Source organism: Lysobacterales bacterium (assembly GCA_014946745.1).
Taxonomy (GTDB): domain Bacteria; phylum Pseudomonadota; class Gammaproteobacteria; order Xanthomonadales; family Xanthomonadaceae; genus Aquimonas.
Genome location: JADCRD010000002.1, coordinates 891,490 through 906,384, shown reverse-complemented (window position 1 = coordinate 906,384; position 14,895 = coordinate 891,490). Strand labels below are relative to the sequence as shown.

The following is a 14,895-nucleotide window of genomic DNA, read 5'->3' as shown; positions in this document are numbered from 1 at the left end:
GCAGCCGGATGCAAGCGGCGTTCCGCGGGCGGGCTGGGGCCTGCGCGGCGAGCGGCTACCATAGGCGCCCTTCTCGGCCTGGGCGCGTGCGCTTGAACCTTCCCGACTACCCGTTCCAGCCGCGCCGTTTCGACCGCGGCGACGGCCTCGAAATGAGCTACCTCGACGAGGGCCAGGGCCCGGCTGTGGTGATGGTCCACGGCAATCCGACCTGGTCCTACTACTACCGCCACCTGGTGCTGGCCCTGCGCGGCAGCCACCGCTGCATCGTGCCCGACCACATCGGCATGGGCTACTCCGACAAGCCCGACGACAGCCGCTACCGCTACACGCTGGACAGCCGCATCGACGACCTCGATCGCCTGCTGGCCGCGATCGAGCCCGAGCGCCCGGTCACTCTGGTGCTGCACGACTGGGGCGGGCTGATCGGCCTCGGCTGGGCGCTGCGGCATCCGCAGCGGGTGCTGCGGCTGGTGCTGCTGAACACCGCCGGTTTCAGCATGCCGGCCGACAAGCGCCTGCCCGGCCTGCTCAAGCTGGGCCGCGATTCGTCGCTGGGCGCCCTGCTGATCCGCGGTTTCAATGCCTTCTCGGCCGGCGCCACGAAGCTGGCGGTGAAGAAGCCGATGCCGGCGGATGAGCGCCGCGCGTTCACCGCGCCCTACGACAGCTGGGCGAACCGCATCGCCACCCTGCGCTTTGTGCAGGACATTCCGCTCGGCGCGGGCGACCCGGCCTGGAACACCGTGGCCGAGATCGGCCGCCGCCTGCCCGAGTTCGCCGACCGCCCGGCCCTGCTGCTGTGGGGCATGCAGGATTTCGTCTTCGATCACACCTGCCTGCGCGAATTCCGCCGCGCGCTGCCGCAGGCGCAGGCCCGCGAGTACGCCGACGCCGGCCACTACGTGCTGGAGGACGCGCGCGCCGAGGTGCTGGCCGAGGTGCGGGCCTTCTTCAAGGCGCATCCGGTCGCGGGCTGAGCCAGCGGAGCCGGATCAGTCGCCGCAAACCTCGACCCGGCCACCGCCGGCGTCCTTGGCGCGGTACATGGCGCGGTCGGCGCGGCGCAGGATTTCGTCGGCGCTTGCGGTGCCATCGTCGAGCAGGACCACGCCGACGCTGACGTCCAGCCGCACCTCTGCGCCGCCCAGCCGGTAGCCATGCGCCACGGTTTCGACCAGGCGTTCGGCCAGCTGGGCCGCCGCGTCGGGCTGGTGCACATCGGCGAGCAGCACCACGAACTCGTCGCCGCCAAAGCGCGCGACCACGTTGCCGCTGGCGGCGTGCAGGCCGATGTCATCAGCACGCAGGGCCGCACGCATGCGCATCGCCGCTTTGCGCAGCAGCTCATCGCCGGCGTCGTGACCGTGGCTGTCGTTGATCTGCTTGAAGCGGTCGAAGTCGATGAAAAGCAGGGCCGCGCCGGGCACGCGACCCAGGCGGATATCGCGCAGCACCTGCTGCAGCCGCTGCAGCAGCAGGCCGCGATTGGGCAGCCCGGTCAGCTCATCGGTCAGCGCGGCGCGCTGCAGCTGCTGCTCGAACAGACGGCGCTCGGACAGGTCCTGCACCACCGACCAGATCTGCTCGCCGCCGTCGGGTTGGGTGATGCGGATGCCCGACAGCAGCACCGGCAGTCGACGTCCGCTCGAATGCAGGAACTCTTTCTCGTAGGGCCCATAGGCGCCGATCTGCATCAGGCTGCGCAGCTGCTCGGCTTCGGCCTCGGCGTAGTCGCGCGGGGTGATGTCCCAGTAGCTCGCCGTGAGCAGCTGCTCGCGGCTGTAGCCGAGCATGCGCAGCAGCGCGGCATTGGCATCGAGAAAGCGCCCGCCGACCAGATCGTTCAGCGCCACGCCCAGCGGCGAGCGCTCGAACAGGCCCTGCAGCAGCACCTGGGTGCGCGCGAGCTCGGCCTCGGTGCGCTTGCGCTGGCTGATCTCGGTGTGGGTGCCATAGACCCGTAGAGGCTGGCCGGCGGCATCGCGCAGGGCGACCCGGCCGCGCACCAGCACCCACACCCAGTGGCCCTCGCGATGGCGCAGGCGCAGCTCGCATTCGTAGTGCTTGCCGCGGCCGCTGAAATGGTCTTCGGCGGCCGACTGCACGCGCGCCAGATCGTCGGGGTGAATGCGCTGGACCATGCGCTCCATGCGCACCGGCTGCAGGCGCTCGATGGTCTCGCCGATGATCTCGGCCCAGCGCGCGTCGATCTGCAGTTCGCCGCTGTCGACCTGCCATTCCCAGACGCCTGCACGCGTGCTCTCAAGGCTGGCCAGCAGGCGCTCGCGTTCGGCGTGCATCTGCGCCTGTACCGCCTTTTGCGCGGTGAGGTTGATGAAGCTGTTGACCACCGAACGCTCGCCGCTGTCGTGGTCGGTCATCAGCTCGGTGTTGACCTCGATCCAGCGGCGCTCGCCGCTGGGCAGGCGGATGCCCATGACGGCCCCGCGCACGGCTTTGCCATCGCGGAGCACGCGCATGCCGGGATGCTCGCTGCCCGGGTAGGGGCTGCCGTCCTCGTGGATCGCCTCCCAGTCGCCGCTCTCGGAGCTGCTGGCGAGCAGCTGGGTGCGGCTGCGGCCGAGCAGGCGCTCGGCTTCGGCATTGCAGTCGACGATGCGGCCCGAGGCGTCCTGCACGACGATGCCGGCGATGGTGGAGTCGATCAGCCGACGCAGACGCCGGCGCTCGCGCACCTGCGCGCTGACGTCGTGCAGCACCAGGGCGAAACCGGCCGCCGGGGCGCCCTGCTCGCGCAGCGGCTGCAGGTCGGCCTCCAGCCACAGACGGCGGCCGTCCGGCGTGCGCACCGACAGCGTGGTGTGGGTGGCGGCGTGCTGCTGCAGGGCCATGCGCAAGAGGGCGGTGTCGTCGGGCTCGTCGGCGGGCGCACCGGGCGCCAGCAGCGACAGCAGGGGCTGGCCCAGCCAGGCGTCGCCCGCGCACAGGCCCAGGCCGTCGAAGGCCGGGTTCACCCACACGAGGCGGCCGTCGTGGGCCAGCAGCGCCAGGGCGGTGCGGGTGGAATGGGCGAACAGGCGCAGCACGCCGCGACCGAGCGTGCCGGCATCGAACTGCGGCGGCAGTTCCAAGATGCGCCCCGAGCGCAGCACGGTGTTCGCGTCCAAGCCCCCTGCCCCCTTTCGATGCCCTGTTGGCCGCGCTGCCTGCGGCGCAGGGCCGCGGCAGATCGAAAACCCAGCCATGGCTGCAAGATTCAGGCCGCGGGTTTGCGTCGATCCCGGCGGTGACCCGCGCAAGCACCCGCCGAAAGCGTGGCCGCGGGCGTCTGTCCGGCTCACGCAGCGGCTGGCATGCTGCGCGACCGCTCCCTGGTTCCGCCGCCCGTGCTCAGCCTGCCGCCACTCGCGCTCTATATCCACATCCCCTGGTGCGTGCGCAAATGCCCGTACTGCGATTTCAACTCGCACCGCGCGCCCGAGGCGCTGCCGGTGGCCGACTACGTGCGCGCGCTGCTGGCCGATCTCGACCAGGAGCTGCCGCAGGTCTGGGGCCGACCGGTGTCGAGCATTTTCTTTGGCGGCGGCACGCCCAGCCTGTTTCCGGGCGCGGCGATCGGCGAGATCGTCGAGGGCGTCGCCGCGCGCCTGCGGCTGATGCCGGGGCTCGAGGTCACGCTCGAAACCAACCCCGGCACCGCCGAGTTCGACCGCTTCGAGGCCTACCGCGCGGCCGGCGTGAACCGCATCAGCTTCGGCGTGCAGAGCTTCGACGATGCGCGCCTGGCGGCACTCGGCCGCATCCACGACGGCGGCCAGGCCAAGCGCGCTTTCGCGCTCGCCCGCGCCGCCGGCTTCGACAACATCAATCTCGACCTCATGTATGCCTTGCCCGGGCAAACGCTCGACGGCGCGCTGTCGGACCTTGAGCAGGCCCTCGAACTCGCGCCCGAGCACCTGAGCCACTACCACCTGACGCTGGAGCCGAACACGCTGTTCGCGGCCAAGCCGCCGCCGGGTCTGCCCGATGAGGACAGCGCCTGGGACATGCAGGCGGCCTGCCAGCAGCGCCTGGCCGAAGCCGGCTATGCGCAGTACGAGATCTCGGCCTATGCGCGGCCCGGCCGACGCAGCCAGCACAACCTTAACTACTGGCAGTTCGGCGACTACCTCGGCATCGGCGCCGGCGCCCACGGCAAGATCACCCTGCCCGCCGAAGACGCCATCCTGCGGCGCTGGAAACTGAAGCATCCGCAGGCCTATCTGGACGCCGCCGCCAGCCCCGCGCGGATCGGCGGTGATCAGCGGCTCGCCGCCGCCGATCTGCCCTTCGAGTTCATGCTGAACGCGCTGCGCCTGCTCGAAGGCAGCACCCTCTCGACCTTCGAGGCCCGCACCGGCCTGCCGCTCAGCGCGCTCGATGCCGCCTTCGCCCAGGCGCAGGCGCGCGGCTGGCTGGAGAGCGACGGCGAGCGTTTCCGCGCCTCGGCGCTGGGTCAGCAGTTCCAGAACGATTTGATCGGACTCTTCCTGGCTTGAGGTCAGGAAGCGCCGGGATTCGGGATTGGGGATTCGCAAGGGCCGGCGAGTCTGAAGTGCTACGCCGCCGGTGTACTCATCCGCGCACGACGCACAGGCTGTTCCAATCCCGAATCCCCAATCCCCAATCCCCAATCACCAATCCCGCGCGCCGCAGGCGCGCCCACCCATGCTCACCGAACGCCACATCCACTGCCCCTGGTGCGGCGAGGGCTTCGATGCCTTCGTCGATCTGTCCTACGGCGAGTCCGAGTACACCGAGGACTGCCCGGTCTGCTGCCGGCCGATCAGCCTGAGCCTGCGCCTGGATGACGAGGGCGAGCTGGAGGATCTCGGGGTCGATCGCGAATAGGGCCTGTCCTGCATTGACGCGGAACTCCGTATGGAGGGAGCACGGGTCAGCAACACGCTGACCCCGTTCCAGACCGTACCGGAGTGACTCGCATGTCCATCTCGCGTTTGCATGTTCTCGCGGCCTTTGGCCTCGCCCTCGGCAGCATCGATGCCGCCCGCGCCGGTTCACCGATCCTCAGTTGGCCCGGCGCCGGCGCCTGTGCCGGCACTCTGCAGGCCTGTATCGACAGCGCGCCTGTCGATGCCACCCTCGATCTGGTGCCCAGCGCTGCCATCGACGAAAACATCAGCATTGCCCGCAGCCTAACCCTGCGCGGACGCAGCGCCGCGCGCACTGAATTCGCGGTCGGCCGCGGCATCAGTGTCACCACCAGCGGCAGCCTCGCCTTGACCCTGCGCCTGCAGGATCTGGGTTTCAGCAGCGGACGCATCCGGATCGACCATGGCGCCACCGGTCCGGCCGACATCGTGCTGTCGGGGCTGCGGATGCGCGCACGCAACGGTGTGATGCAGGGTGCGATCGCCGTCAACCTGCTCGCCAACAGCACCGAGAAGTTTGTCCACTCGGTGCGCATCGAGAACAACGATCTCGAGCTGGTCGCGCCCAGCAGTTTCGATGCCGGCATCGAGCTGGCGCTGTTCGGCGCCAGTCGGCGTGCACTCTTCGAGCTGCGCCACAACCGCATCCGCGCTGCCGCGGCCGGCCAGGGCCCCGGCGTGTTCATCGACGTCGCCGGTGGCGCCAACGCCGATGTGATCGCGCACGCCAACGAGATCCAGGGCGCCTTCGGCCGCGCGCTGCGGATCAGCGAGGGCCGCTTCAGCGGCACGGCATCTACGCTGCGGGCGGATGTGGTCAGCAATGCCCTGATCGGCGGCGGCAACTTCACCGGCGGCGGCCTGGATGTGATCACCAACAACGGCAGCATCGAGCTGGAGGCGATCAACAACACGATCGTCTTCGGCAGCGGCCTGGTGATCAGCCGCTGGGGCGGCACTGGCGGCACACCGGTCGGGCAGGTGACGGGCGGCATCTTCAACAACCTGATCGCCAATACCCGCTTCGGCTTGCAGAACACGCCCAGCGCGGGCGGCAACGCCACCGCCGACTGGAACCTCAAGTGGCAGAACAACCCGCCCGGCCTGCACACCGCTGGCGCCAACGATCTCAGCGTCGATCCGCAGCTGCGCTCGATGCTGGCGCCGCGGCTTTCGGCCGGCTCGCCCGCACGCAATGCCGGCAACGGCTTCGCTCTGCTGCGCGTGCCCGCTGCGCTGCAAAGCCACGATGCCGACGGCCTGCGCCGGCTGGTCAACGCGATCGACATCGGCGCCTTCGAGTTCGGCCATCGCGCCCTGTTGCGGCAGAAGCCCACCACCGCAGCGAGCCCGCAGTTCCCGATCGTCGACGCCGAGCTCGACCTCGACAGCAGCCGACGAATTTTCCTCACCCGCAACTTCGGCGCGGGCCCGGTGACCAACAACGCGCCCGCGGGCGTGAGCTTCTTCGACCAGTGGTTCATCACCAACCTCGGCGGCCAGAACATGGCCCAGGGCGTGGCCTTCAATCTGTTCGCCCCGATCGGCACCAGCACCAACGGAGTGTTTCAGCACGTGGCCAGCGGCACCAACACGCTCGACAGCAGCAGCGTGATCGACTGGAGCCCGATCAATGAGCAGCCGGATCGCTTCGTGCTGGCGACGCAGGCCACGCCTTTCGGCACGCCCTTCCACCCCGGCCCCGTCGTGCTCTCGTATGTCGGCAACCGCTGGAACCTGATCACCGCCGATGGCAGCAATCTGATCACCGGCACGCGCTGGAACCTGTACTCCCAGCTGCCGAGCCCGCAGGCCTTCGTGCACGAGGTGCGCGCCGACAACCGCAACGGCAGCACCGGCAGCCTGATCAGCCATCCGCGCCTCGACGGCGTGGCCTGCGCGCAGATCCAGGTGATGCCGCGGGCCAACGGCAGCGCCGCCGGCTCGATCGTCGACGTCGAGTACCTGCCCACGCTCGGCCGCCACCAGCTGTTCTCGAACAACGGCGCACTGCCGCTGGGCGCGCGCTTCAACGTGCTGATCCTGCCCGAGCAGATCGAGGACTGCGCCGGGGGTGCGCTGTTCCGCGACGGTTTCGACGGCTTGGGTTGACAGCTTCGGCGCTGATACGCGGCGGCGCGGCTTCTCGTCATGCGGAGTCAGGGGGCCGCACCGCGGCCCGGAGCCAGCACCATGTGCATCCTTGTTTCCCGCTCGCATCGCCTGTGGCTCACGCTCGCCCTTGCGCTCGCCACACCCTTGGCCTGCGCCGGCAACCTCGGCCTGCTGCGCGTCACCGGCAGCAGCGGCAATCAGCCCAACGGCGTCGTGCAGCATCCCGCCGTGCACGACGGTGCCCTGTTGATCGCCTACTCGACGAGCGCGCGCAATCTCGGCCTCGACCATCAAACCGGCTCGTCGCAGATCTATGTCCAGGATGCCGTGTCCGATGCGCTGGAGCTGATCAGCGCCGCACCCAATGGCCTGGGCAGCAACGGCAATGCCTCGCATCCCGCCTTCAGCGGCAACGCCCGCTTCGTCGCCTTCAGCAGCTTCGCCAACAACATCCTCGGCACCGACCAGCCGCAGTTTCTGACGCTGTATCTGCGCGACCGTTCCAACCAGACGACGCGACGCGTATCGAATGGGCTGGCTGGCTTGATCAACGGCCAGGCCCGCTATCCGACGGTCTCTGACGACGGCCGCTACGTCGCCTACTACAGTCAGGCCAGCAACCAGGTGGCCGGCGACAGCAACGGCCAGAGCGACCTGCTGCTGACCGACATGAACACCGGCGCGACCGAACGGCTGTCGCTGAGCAACAGCGGTGCGCAGGTGGCCGAGGGCGCGCCGGAAAGCTGGATGCCGAGCCTGAGTGGCGACGCCCGCTACGCTGTGTTCAGTGCGCGCGGCAACCTGACCGCCGTCCCCGACAACAGCGCCTTCCAGATCCATCTGCGCGATCGCGTGGCCCAGACCACAACGCTGCTCAGCGTCAACGCCCAAGGCCAGGCCGGCAACAGCACCAGCAACGAACCGAGCCTGTCGCGCAACGGCCGCTACGTGGCCTTCCGCAGCTTCGCCACCAACCTGATCGCGGGCCCGCACAGCGGCCTGTTCCGGCTCGACCGCAGCAGCGGCCAGCTGCTGGCCATCCCGACGCCGCCGAACAGCTTCGCCTGCAGCCTGCCGACCGTGTCCAACCGCGGTGATGTCAGCTTCCTGTGCTCCGACAGCCCGGGCAGCGGCAGCCAAGCGTGGCTGTTCCGGGCACCCGCCAGCCTGTTCCTGCTCAGCGTCAGCACGACCGGCGGCGTCGGCAACGGCGTCACCGAGAGCTGGCACGCCATCGGCGAGAACGGCGCGCTGATGGCGTACTCGTCGACGGCCACCAACCTCGTGGCGGGCGACAGCAATGGACTGACCGACCTGTTCCTGGTCGCCGATATCGATCGGCTGACGCAGCTGTTTGCCGACGGTTTCGAGTAGGCGCGTCGGGATCGCGCGGCGCGCTGCGTATCGGTTGGAACACCGGGTCGCGTCGGCCCGCCTCGGGAGTCGCGCATGCGCCCACGTTCGTTGACCGCCCTGCTGCTCGGTCTGGCCTGTGCCGCCAGCTGCCTGGGCTTCGAGCCCGCTGAAGACATGCAAAGCGCCGAAGAGCGCTCCGCCGAGCGCCCACCCGGCGCCTGGCACGGGCAGTGGGTGCTGCGTCGCGAACATCCGGAACTGCGCACCCTCGGCGGCTCGCGCGCGCTCGACATCGAGGTCTGGCATGGCGACGGGGAGCAGCAGGCCAAGGTGCAGTGGTCGACCGGCCCGGCGATCTGCCCCGAGATCGATGACGAGCCCTGCGAATGGGTCGGCGCCCGCGGCAGCAGCGAAGGCGCGGTGATCGACGGTCGCCTGCACTTCGCGCTGCCGCTGTCGGCCGACAGCGAAGATCCGCTGTTCGTCCAGCTGCCCCTGCCCGGTGCCGGCCGCGGCGCGGCAGTGAACGCCCGTGGCGGCATCGGCTTTCCGCTGGAGGCCGAGCGTCGCGAGCCCTGAGGCGCAGGTGTGAGCGCCCCGCTGCAGCCCCGCTTGCGCAATCTGATATCACACTGATATCTTCCTCCCGCACCCAAGGAGGACGCCATGAAAGAGCTGTCGGTCAAGTCGATGTCGGGCATTCCCACCCTGCTGGCGATCGTCGCCGGCATGCTGGCGATCGTCGCCCTGGGGGTGGCAGGCGTGCGCACCGGGCCCCTGGGTGTGCTGATGGGCCTCAGCTTTCTCGGCCTGGGCTTCGCGCTGTTCGGCCTGTACATGGTCGAACCCAACCAGGCCGCGGTGCTGAGCCTGTTCGGTCGCTACGTCGGCACCGTCAAGGACACCGGGCTGCGCTGGAACAATCCCTTCCTCACCAAGCGCAAGGTCTCGCTGCGCGTACGCAACTTCGAGAGCGGCAAGCTCAAGGTCAATGAGCTCGAAGGCAGCCCGATCGAGATCGCCTCGGTCATCGTCTGGAAGGTGGTCGACTCGGCCGAGGCCGTGTTCAACGTCGATGACTACGAAAGCTTCGTGCACATCCAGTCGGAATCGGCGCTGCGCGCCATGGCCAGCAGCTATCCCTACGAGCCGCACAACGACGGCGATATCGCCCTGCGCAGTCATGCCACCGAGGTGTCCAGGCATCTGACCGAGGAGATCCAGGCGCGGCTGGAGCAGGCCGGCGTGGAAGTGATCGAAGCGCGCATCAGCCACCTCGCCTACTCGGCCGAGATCGCCCAGGCCATGCTGCAGCGCCAGCAGGCCAACGCGGTGATCGCCGCACGCACGCGCATCGTCGAAGGCGCGGTCGGCATGGTCGAGATGGCGCTGGATCGCCTGGCCGAACGCAAGGTGGTGGAGCTGGATGACGAGCGCCGCGCGGCGATGGTCAGCAATCTTCTGGTCGTGCTGTGCGGCGACCGCGGCCCGCAGCCGGTGCTGAACACCGGCAGCCTGTACTGACGGCCGATGAGCGAGAAGAAGGCCTATCCGCTGCGGATCCGCGCCGAGGTGATCGACGCGATGCAGCTGTGGGCGGATGACGAGCTGCGCTCGCTCAATGCGCAGATCGAATACGTGCTGCGCGATGCGCTGCGGCGCAGCGGTCGCTTGAAAGCGGCGCCGCCAGCGCCGCCCATCGAGAGCCCAGACGACTGAGCGACGGCTGATGCACGTGCGGCCAGGGACGGCCGCCAGCCGCTTGCTCAGCCGACGTAGCCGGCCAGCACGAACAGCGCGAGCACGCTGAGCCAGACCAGCAGCACGCGCCAGACCAGACCCATGGCATCGCGCAGCTCGCGCAGCGCGCCTGCGGGAATCTCGGCCGCGCTGCCCAGGCCGGCGTCCGCTCCGCCCAGTTCAAGATCGAGCGGCGGCGGCAGACCCTCGTCGAGCGCGTCTTCGATCAACTCCTCGCGCACGCTGGCACGGGCAGCAGCATCGAGAAAGCCCAGATCGAGGGCGAACCAGCCCTCGCCTCGACCCGCATGCCAGTCGCGCCAGGCGGCGAGCACGGCGTCGAAGTGCGCGGCCAGCGCCAGCGCGAGGCACATCAGCTGAGCCGGCGCCCAGTCCAGCAGCAGCGCGAACTGGCGCAGCGGCTCGTGCTGGGCCGCGGGTGCTGCGGCGCGTTCGCGCGCGGCGAGCTGGGCCAAGCGGTACATGAGCGCTCCGAAGGCGCCCAGCAGCAGAAACCAGAACAGCACGCCGAACCAGCGCGACAGGCCCTGGCGGAACACCGTATGGACGAGCGGTGTGCCGGAGGACGCACAGTCGACGCCGCCGTCGCTGAGCTCGACCAGCGCCTGCCGACGCGAGTCCGCGTCGGGCGCCGAGGCCACCGCCTCGACATCGAGATCAAGGTCGCGCGGGCCCCAGCACAGGAACAGCACGGCCAGCTGCAGCAAGAAGCCGGGCAAGCCATACAGCCAACCGGACAGCAGCCACTGCAGCACGGCCAGCACCAGCAGGGGCAGAGCCAGCGCGGGCAGCCAGCCCCAGCGACCGGCCAGGCTGGGCTGACGCCCCAGGCTTTCGAGCGCGTCGCGCAGCAGCGCGCTCGCCCGATCGTGCTGGCGCAGCCGCTGCGCGGCCGGCGCGAGATGGTCCAGCACCAGCGAAAGCACCACGGCAACCAGCGCAGCAGACATCGTTCGGATTCCTGTCGTGAAGTGGCAACGCGAGCGCAGCGCGCGCAGGTCGCGTAACGCGCGGAGCGTGGTGCAAAAGCGCACGCCTCGCAACCCTACGCCGGCGTAGCGGGCAGGCCTGTTGGCAGCCGCGCGCGGTGAGTGCTGGCGTGACTGCGGCGTGCGCTTTGCGTATGTCTGTCCACAGGCATGAGGCAGAGGACTCCGCCATGCAAGGAAAGGACGGAATCATCACCGCCGACAGCGCCACCGCGCTGTGGCAGGACCTGGTGCGCGAGGGCGAGCAGCGCTGCGGCGCGCAGCTCGATGAGAACAGCGAGAGCTGGCTGGTGTTCACCCTGATGCGGCATCTCGGCAGCACCGGCCTGGCCGAACCGGCGATGGCGCTGACCTACCTCGAAGCGCTGCACACCGCCGGCAGCGCCCAGCGCAGCCTGGCCCTGCAGGATGTCGGCGAGCGCTGCCTGTTGATCGCCGGGCTGTACCCCGAGCTGGCGCAGCGGCGTCGGGTCAGCCAGCGCTACTACATCGAGCTGGGCCAGGGCGCCTTTCGCCAGCTCGCCGACGAAGCGCGGCGCGCCGCCGCTGAGCTGTATGCCGGCATCGCCAAGCAGTTCGCCCGGCTGGTGCGGGTGCTGGTGGAGCTGCGCGCACTGTCCGGGGAGTGGCGCGGGCTCGCCCCGCTGGATCGACACGCCCTGAGCCTTGCGGCGGCAACGCCGCAAGACTTCAGCGCGCGCATCCTGATCGGCGAAAGCGGTCGCGCTTGAGTCGACTTAGCCGCGCGCCGCCAGTACGCCGGGCAGCCAGGTCGCAAGCTCGGGCCACAGCGCCAGCACGAGCAGCAGCAGCAGCTGCAGGGCGATGAAGGGCAGCACGCCGCGATACAGGTCGACGGTGGCGAGCCCCTCGCGCACCGCCCCGCGCAGATAGAACAGGGCGAAGCCGAAGGGCGGCGTCAGGAAGCTGGTCTGCAGGTTGACCGCCATCATCACGCCCAGCCAGATCGGATCGACGCCGAGCAGGAACAGCACAGGGGCGACGATCGGCACCACCACGAACACGATCTCGATGAAATCGATGATGAAGCCGAGCAGGAACATCAGCAGCATCACCGCGACGATCGCGCCCCACTTGCCGCCCGGCAGGCCGGTCAACAGGTCATGCACCAGGTCATCGCCGCCGAAGCCGCGGAACACCAGGGCGAACAGGGACGCGCCGACCAGGATGGCGAACACCATCGCGGTGATCATCACCGTCTCGCGCGAGACGTGGCGCAGGCAGTCGAGATCCAGCTGGCCGCGCAGCAGCGCCAGCAGGCTGGCGCCAACCGCGCCGACGCCGGCGGCCTCGGTCGGCGTGGCATAGCCGAACAGGATCGAGCCCAGCACGCAGACGATCAGCAGCACCGGCGGAATCACCGCCAGCAGCAGCTGCGCGGGACTGCGCTGCGGCAGGGCCGAAGGATCGAGTGCCGGCGCACGCTGCGGCTGCCGCCAGGCCACCCAGGCGGCATAGATCAGATACAGCACCACCAGCAGCAGGCCCGGCACCACCGCCCCGGCGAACAGGTCGCCGACCGAAACCGTCTGCGGAGCGAAGTTGCCGAGCTTGAGCTGAGCCTGCTGATAGGCCGAACCGAGCTGGTCGCCCAGCAGCACCAGCACCACCGAGGGCGGAATGATCTGCCCGAGCGTGCCCGAGGCGCAGACCGCGCCGGAGGCCAGCCGCGGGCAGTAGCCGTGGCGCAGCATGGTCGGCAGGGCGATCAGGCCGAGAGTGACCACGGTGGCACCGACGATGCCGGTCGACGCCGCCAGCAGGGCGCCGACCAGCAGCACCGCGAACACCAGCCCGCCGCGCGCGCGTCCAAACTGTGCGGCCACGGTTTCGAGCAGGTCTTCGGCCATCTTCGAGCGCTGCAGCATCACCCCCATGAACACGAACAGCGGCACCGCCAGCAGGGTTTCGTTGCCCATGATCCCGAAAATGCGGTTCGGGAAAGCTTCGAGAAACGCCGCATCGAACACGCCCAGCGCGATGCCGATGCCAGCGAACAGCAGGGCCACGCCGCCGAGGGTGAAGGCCACCGGAAAGCCAAGCATCAGGCCCAGGCACAGGGCCAACACCAGCAGCAGCACCAGCAGCGCGCTCATGCCGCAGCTCCGGGCTTCAGCGCCGCGCGCAGCTGCTGCACGCACAGCGCGAGCGACTGCACCGCCAGCAGCCAGGCGCTCAGCGGGATCAGCGATTTCAGCAGGAACAGGCCGGGCAGCCCGCCGGGCTCGCGCGAGGACTCACGCACCTGCCAGCTGGCGGCGACATAGTCGAGGCTGATCCACAGCAGGAACAGCGCGAGCGGCAGCAGCAGCAGGAGATGCCCCCCGACCTCGATCCAGGCCCGGGTGCGCGCCGAAAAGCGGGCGTAGAGGACATCGACGCGCACATGGCGGTCATGCCGCAGCGCCCAGGCCATGCCCAGCATGAAGACACAGGCATGCAGCCAGAGCATGGCCTCCTGCACCGCCACCGAACCCGCGCCAAAACCGTAGCGCGCGGCGACCAGGCCGAAGCAGAGCAGCACCACCAGCGGGGTCAGCCCGACAAGCGCAGCACCGAGCCCGCGCTGGACAGCGTCGAGCGCACGCGGCATCGCCACCAGCAGCACACCGATCAGGGCCAGCAGCCAGAGCGGCAGGGCGATGCCCAGCGGTCGCACGTGGGCGACCGCAAGACCGAGGGTGTGCAGGGTGTCGATCATGGGCGGATGGGGTCCGAGACTGAGAGGTGGGGGCGGGACATCGTCCGACCTCACCCGCGTCGGACGATTCCGCACATGAACAGGCGCATAGGGTGGGCCCTGGCCCACCAGAGCTCAATACCTGCCAAGGCATGCAGCACTACGGGCGGCGCGCAGCGGCCACCGTGGCAAGGCCGGCGACGGCACTCACTGCGGTGGTCCAGCGCAAAACGCCCAGCGCCCTGAAGGGCGCGGCGCGATGTCGAGCCGTGGTGGGCCAGGGCCCACGCTATACGCTGCGCGCGCCGCTCCGTGCTCAGGCTGGCTCTCGACCGACCGGCATACGCATGGGATGGGTCTTGACCCGCCGCAAGGCGCATAGGGTGGGTCTCGACCCACCGGGACGTGCAGGAGGTGGTCTCGACCCACCGGAATCGGCAGCGCGCGTTCTTCAAGCACCCGGCGTTTGCGGAGCAATCCCACAGGCTTCGCGAGCGCTCCACAGCCCGGCTCGGCACAAGGCCAATGGCCTACCCGTTGGAGGCCGACCGGCAAACGGCGCTAAGGGTCGAGCGCCGGCGGGTCAAGACCCACCCTATGCAGGCTTGGGGCCGTATTCCAGCCCCGCGCGGACCCGCCCGCGTGGGCACAGGGCGGGTCGCGACCCCAATCCAGGCGCCCAGCAGGGCCTCAGTCCCACTCGAACAGGGTCCAGTAGACCGGACGCACGTTGCCCTCGTAGTCGTGCGTATCCAGTTTGCCGTCGCCGTTGGTGTCGATGATCTGGTAGGGCTTGCCGCGCTGTGGGGTCACCTTGACCATCTGCAGGCGGCCGTTGGTGCGGTACTCCTCGATCACATCGCCAGTCTTCTCGTCGCGGCGGATGTTCACCGTCGGCGCGGACTCCTCGCTCGGCAGGTTGGGCAGCTTGGGCGGAATCGGCGCCTCTTCAGCGGGCGGCGCGGGCGCTTCGCTCTGGGCCAGGCTCATCGGCGCATACAGCGCGGACAACAGCAGAATCAGTACGCGTGGCAACGTGCGCATGGCGGCGGACCTCCGGGGGTGAGGTCCCGAGCAT

General features: G+C 69.5%; 14 protein-coding genes. 9 read left to right on the top strand and 5 right to left on the bottom strand.

Features of this window, described 5'->3' with window-relative positions:
* Positions 1 to 8 precede the first annotated feature (8 nt).
* The gene (locus H4O13_15915) at positions 9 to 980 is read left to right on the top strand and encodes an alpha/beta fold hydrolase (protein ID MBE5316879.1); all 972 of its coding nucleotides are present in this window, start codon (positions 9 to 11) and stop codon (positions 978 to 980) included.
* Between the two features lie 15 nt (positions 981 to 995).
* On the opposite strand, the gene H4O13_15910 is transcribed toward H4O13_15915, so the two are convergent.
* A complete protein-coding gene (locus H4O13_15910; protein ID MBE5316878.1) occupies positions 996 to 3,131 on the bottom strand; it encodes a PAS domain S-box protein in 2,136 nt (711 codons plus the stop codon).
* 186 nt (positions 3,132 to 3,317) lie between these two features.
* On the opposite strand from H4O13_15910, the gene H4O13_15905 reads away from it, so the two are divergent.
* The 7 genes from H4O13_15905 (at position 3,318) to H4O13_15875 (ending at position 10,085) form a co-directional block, all read left to right on the top strand.
* Positions 3,318 to 4,502, top strand: coding sequence for an oxygen-independent coproporphyrinogen III oxidase-like protein (locus tag H4O13_15905; protein ID MBE5316877.1), 1,185 nt, complete (start codon positions 3,318 to 3,320; stop codon positions 4,500 to 4,502).
* A gap of 169 nt (positions 4,503 to 4,671) precedes the next feature.
* Complete coding sequence (locus H4O13_15900) at positions 4,672 to 4,854, top strand: CPXCG motif-containing cysteine-rich protein (protein MBE5316876.1); 183 nt, start codon at positions 4,672 to 4,674, stop codon at positions 4,852 to 4,854.
* 92 nt (positions 4,855 to 4,946) lie between these two features.
* Positions 4,947 to 7,007: a hypothetical protein gene (locus H4O13_15895; GenBank protein ID MBE5316875.1), complete on the top strand. Its 2,061-nt coding sequence runs from the start codon at positions 4,947 to 4,949 to the stop codon at positions 7,005 to 7,007.
* 81 nt (positions 7,008 to 7,088) lie between these two features.
* The gene (locus tag H4O13_15890) at positions 7,089 to 8,384 is read left to right on the top strand and encodes a PD40 domain-containing protein (GenBank protein ID MBE5316874.1); all 1,296 of its coding nucleotides are present in this window, start codon (positions 7,089 to 7,091) and stop codon (positions 8,382 to 8,384) included.
* A 75-nt stretch (positions 8,385 to 8,459) separates the two neighbouring features.
* Positions 8,460 to 8,945: a hypothetical protein gene (locus H4O13_15885; GenBank protein ID MBE5316873.1), complete on the top strand. Its 486-nt coding sequence runs from the start codon at positions 8,460 to 8,462 to the stop codon at positions 8,943 to 8,945.
* Positions 8,946 to 9,032: 87 nt separating this feature from the next.
* Positions 9,033 to 9,890 (top strand): SPFH domain-containing protein, encoded by an 858-nt coding sequence (locus tag H4O13_15880; GenBank protein ID MBE5316872.1) that lies wholly within the window; start codon positions 9,033 to 9,035, stop codon positions 9,888 to 9,890.
* A 6-nt stretch (positions 9,891 to 9,896) separates the two neighbouring features.
* Positions 9,897 to 10,085 (top strand): Arc family DNA binding domain-containing protein, encoded by a 189-nt coding sequence (locus H4O13_15875; GenBank protein ID MBE5316871.1) that lies wholly within the window; start codon positions 9,897 to 9,899, stop codon positions 10,083 to 10,085.
* A gap of 47 nt (positions 10,086 to 10,132) precedes the next feature.
* Here the strand turns inward: H4O13_15875 and ampE are convergent, their stop codons facing one another.
* On the bottom strand, positions 10,133 to 11,077 hold the full coding sequence (ampE, locus tag H4O13_15870) for a regulatory signaling modulator protein AmpE (GenBank protein ID MBE5316870.1): 945 nt from the start codon (positions 11,075 to 11,077) through the stop codon (positions 10,133 to 10,135).
* Positions 11,078 to 11,286: 209 nt separating this feature from the next.
* Here ampE and H4O13_15865 point away from each other — a divergent pair, with 209 nt between their 5' ends.
* Positions 11,287 to 11,847, top strand: coding sequence for a hypothetical protein (locus H4O13_15865; protein MBE5316869.1), 561 nt, complete (start codon positions 11,287 to 11,289; stop codon positions 11,845 to 11,847).
* 6 nt (positions 11,848 to 11,853) lie between these two features.
* Here H4O13_15865 and H4O13_15860 read toward each other — a convergent pair whose 3' ends face one another.
* The 3 genes from H4O13_15860 to H4O13_15850 form a co-directional block, all read right to left on the bottom strand.
* Positions 11,854 to 13,233, bottom strand: coding sequence for a TRAP transporter large permease subunit (locus H4O13_15860; GenBank protein ID MBE5316868.1), 1,380 nt, complete (start codon positions 13,231 to 13,233; stop codon positions 11,854 to 11,856).
* A complete protein-coding gene (locus H4O13_15855) occupies positions 13,230 to 13,730 on the bottom strand; it encodes a TRAP transporter small permease subunit (protein MBE5316867.1) in 501 nt (166 codons plus the stop codon). Before H4O13_15855 ends, H4O13_15860 begins: the two co-directional genes overlap by 4 nt.
* 777 nt (positions 13,731 to 14,507) lie before the next feature.
* Positions 14,508 to 14,807 carry a DUF2782 domain-containing protein gene (locus tag H4O13_15850; protein ID MBE5316866.1) on the bottom strand — a complete coding sequence of 100 codons (300 nt, stop codon included), beginning with the start codon at positions 14,805 to 14,807 and terminating at the stop codon, positions 14,508 to 14,510.
* Positions 14,808 to 14,895: the final 88 nt, after the last annotated feature.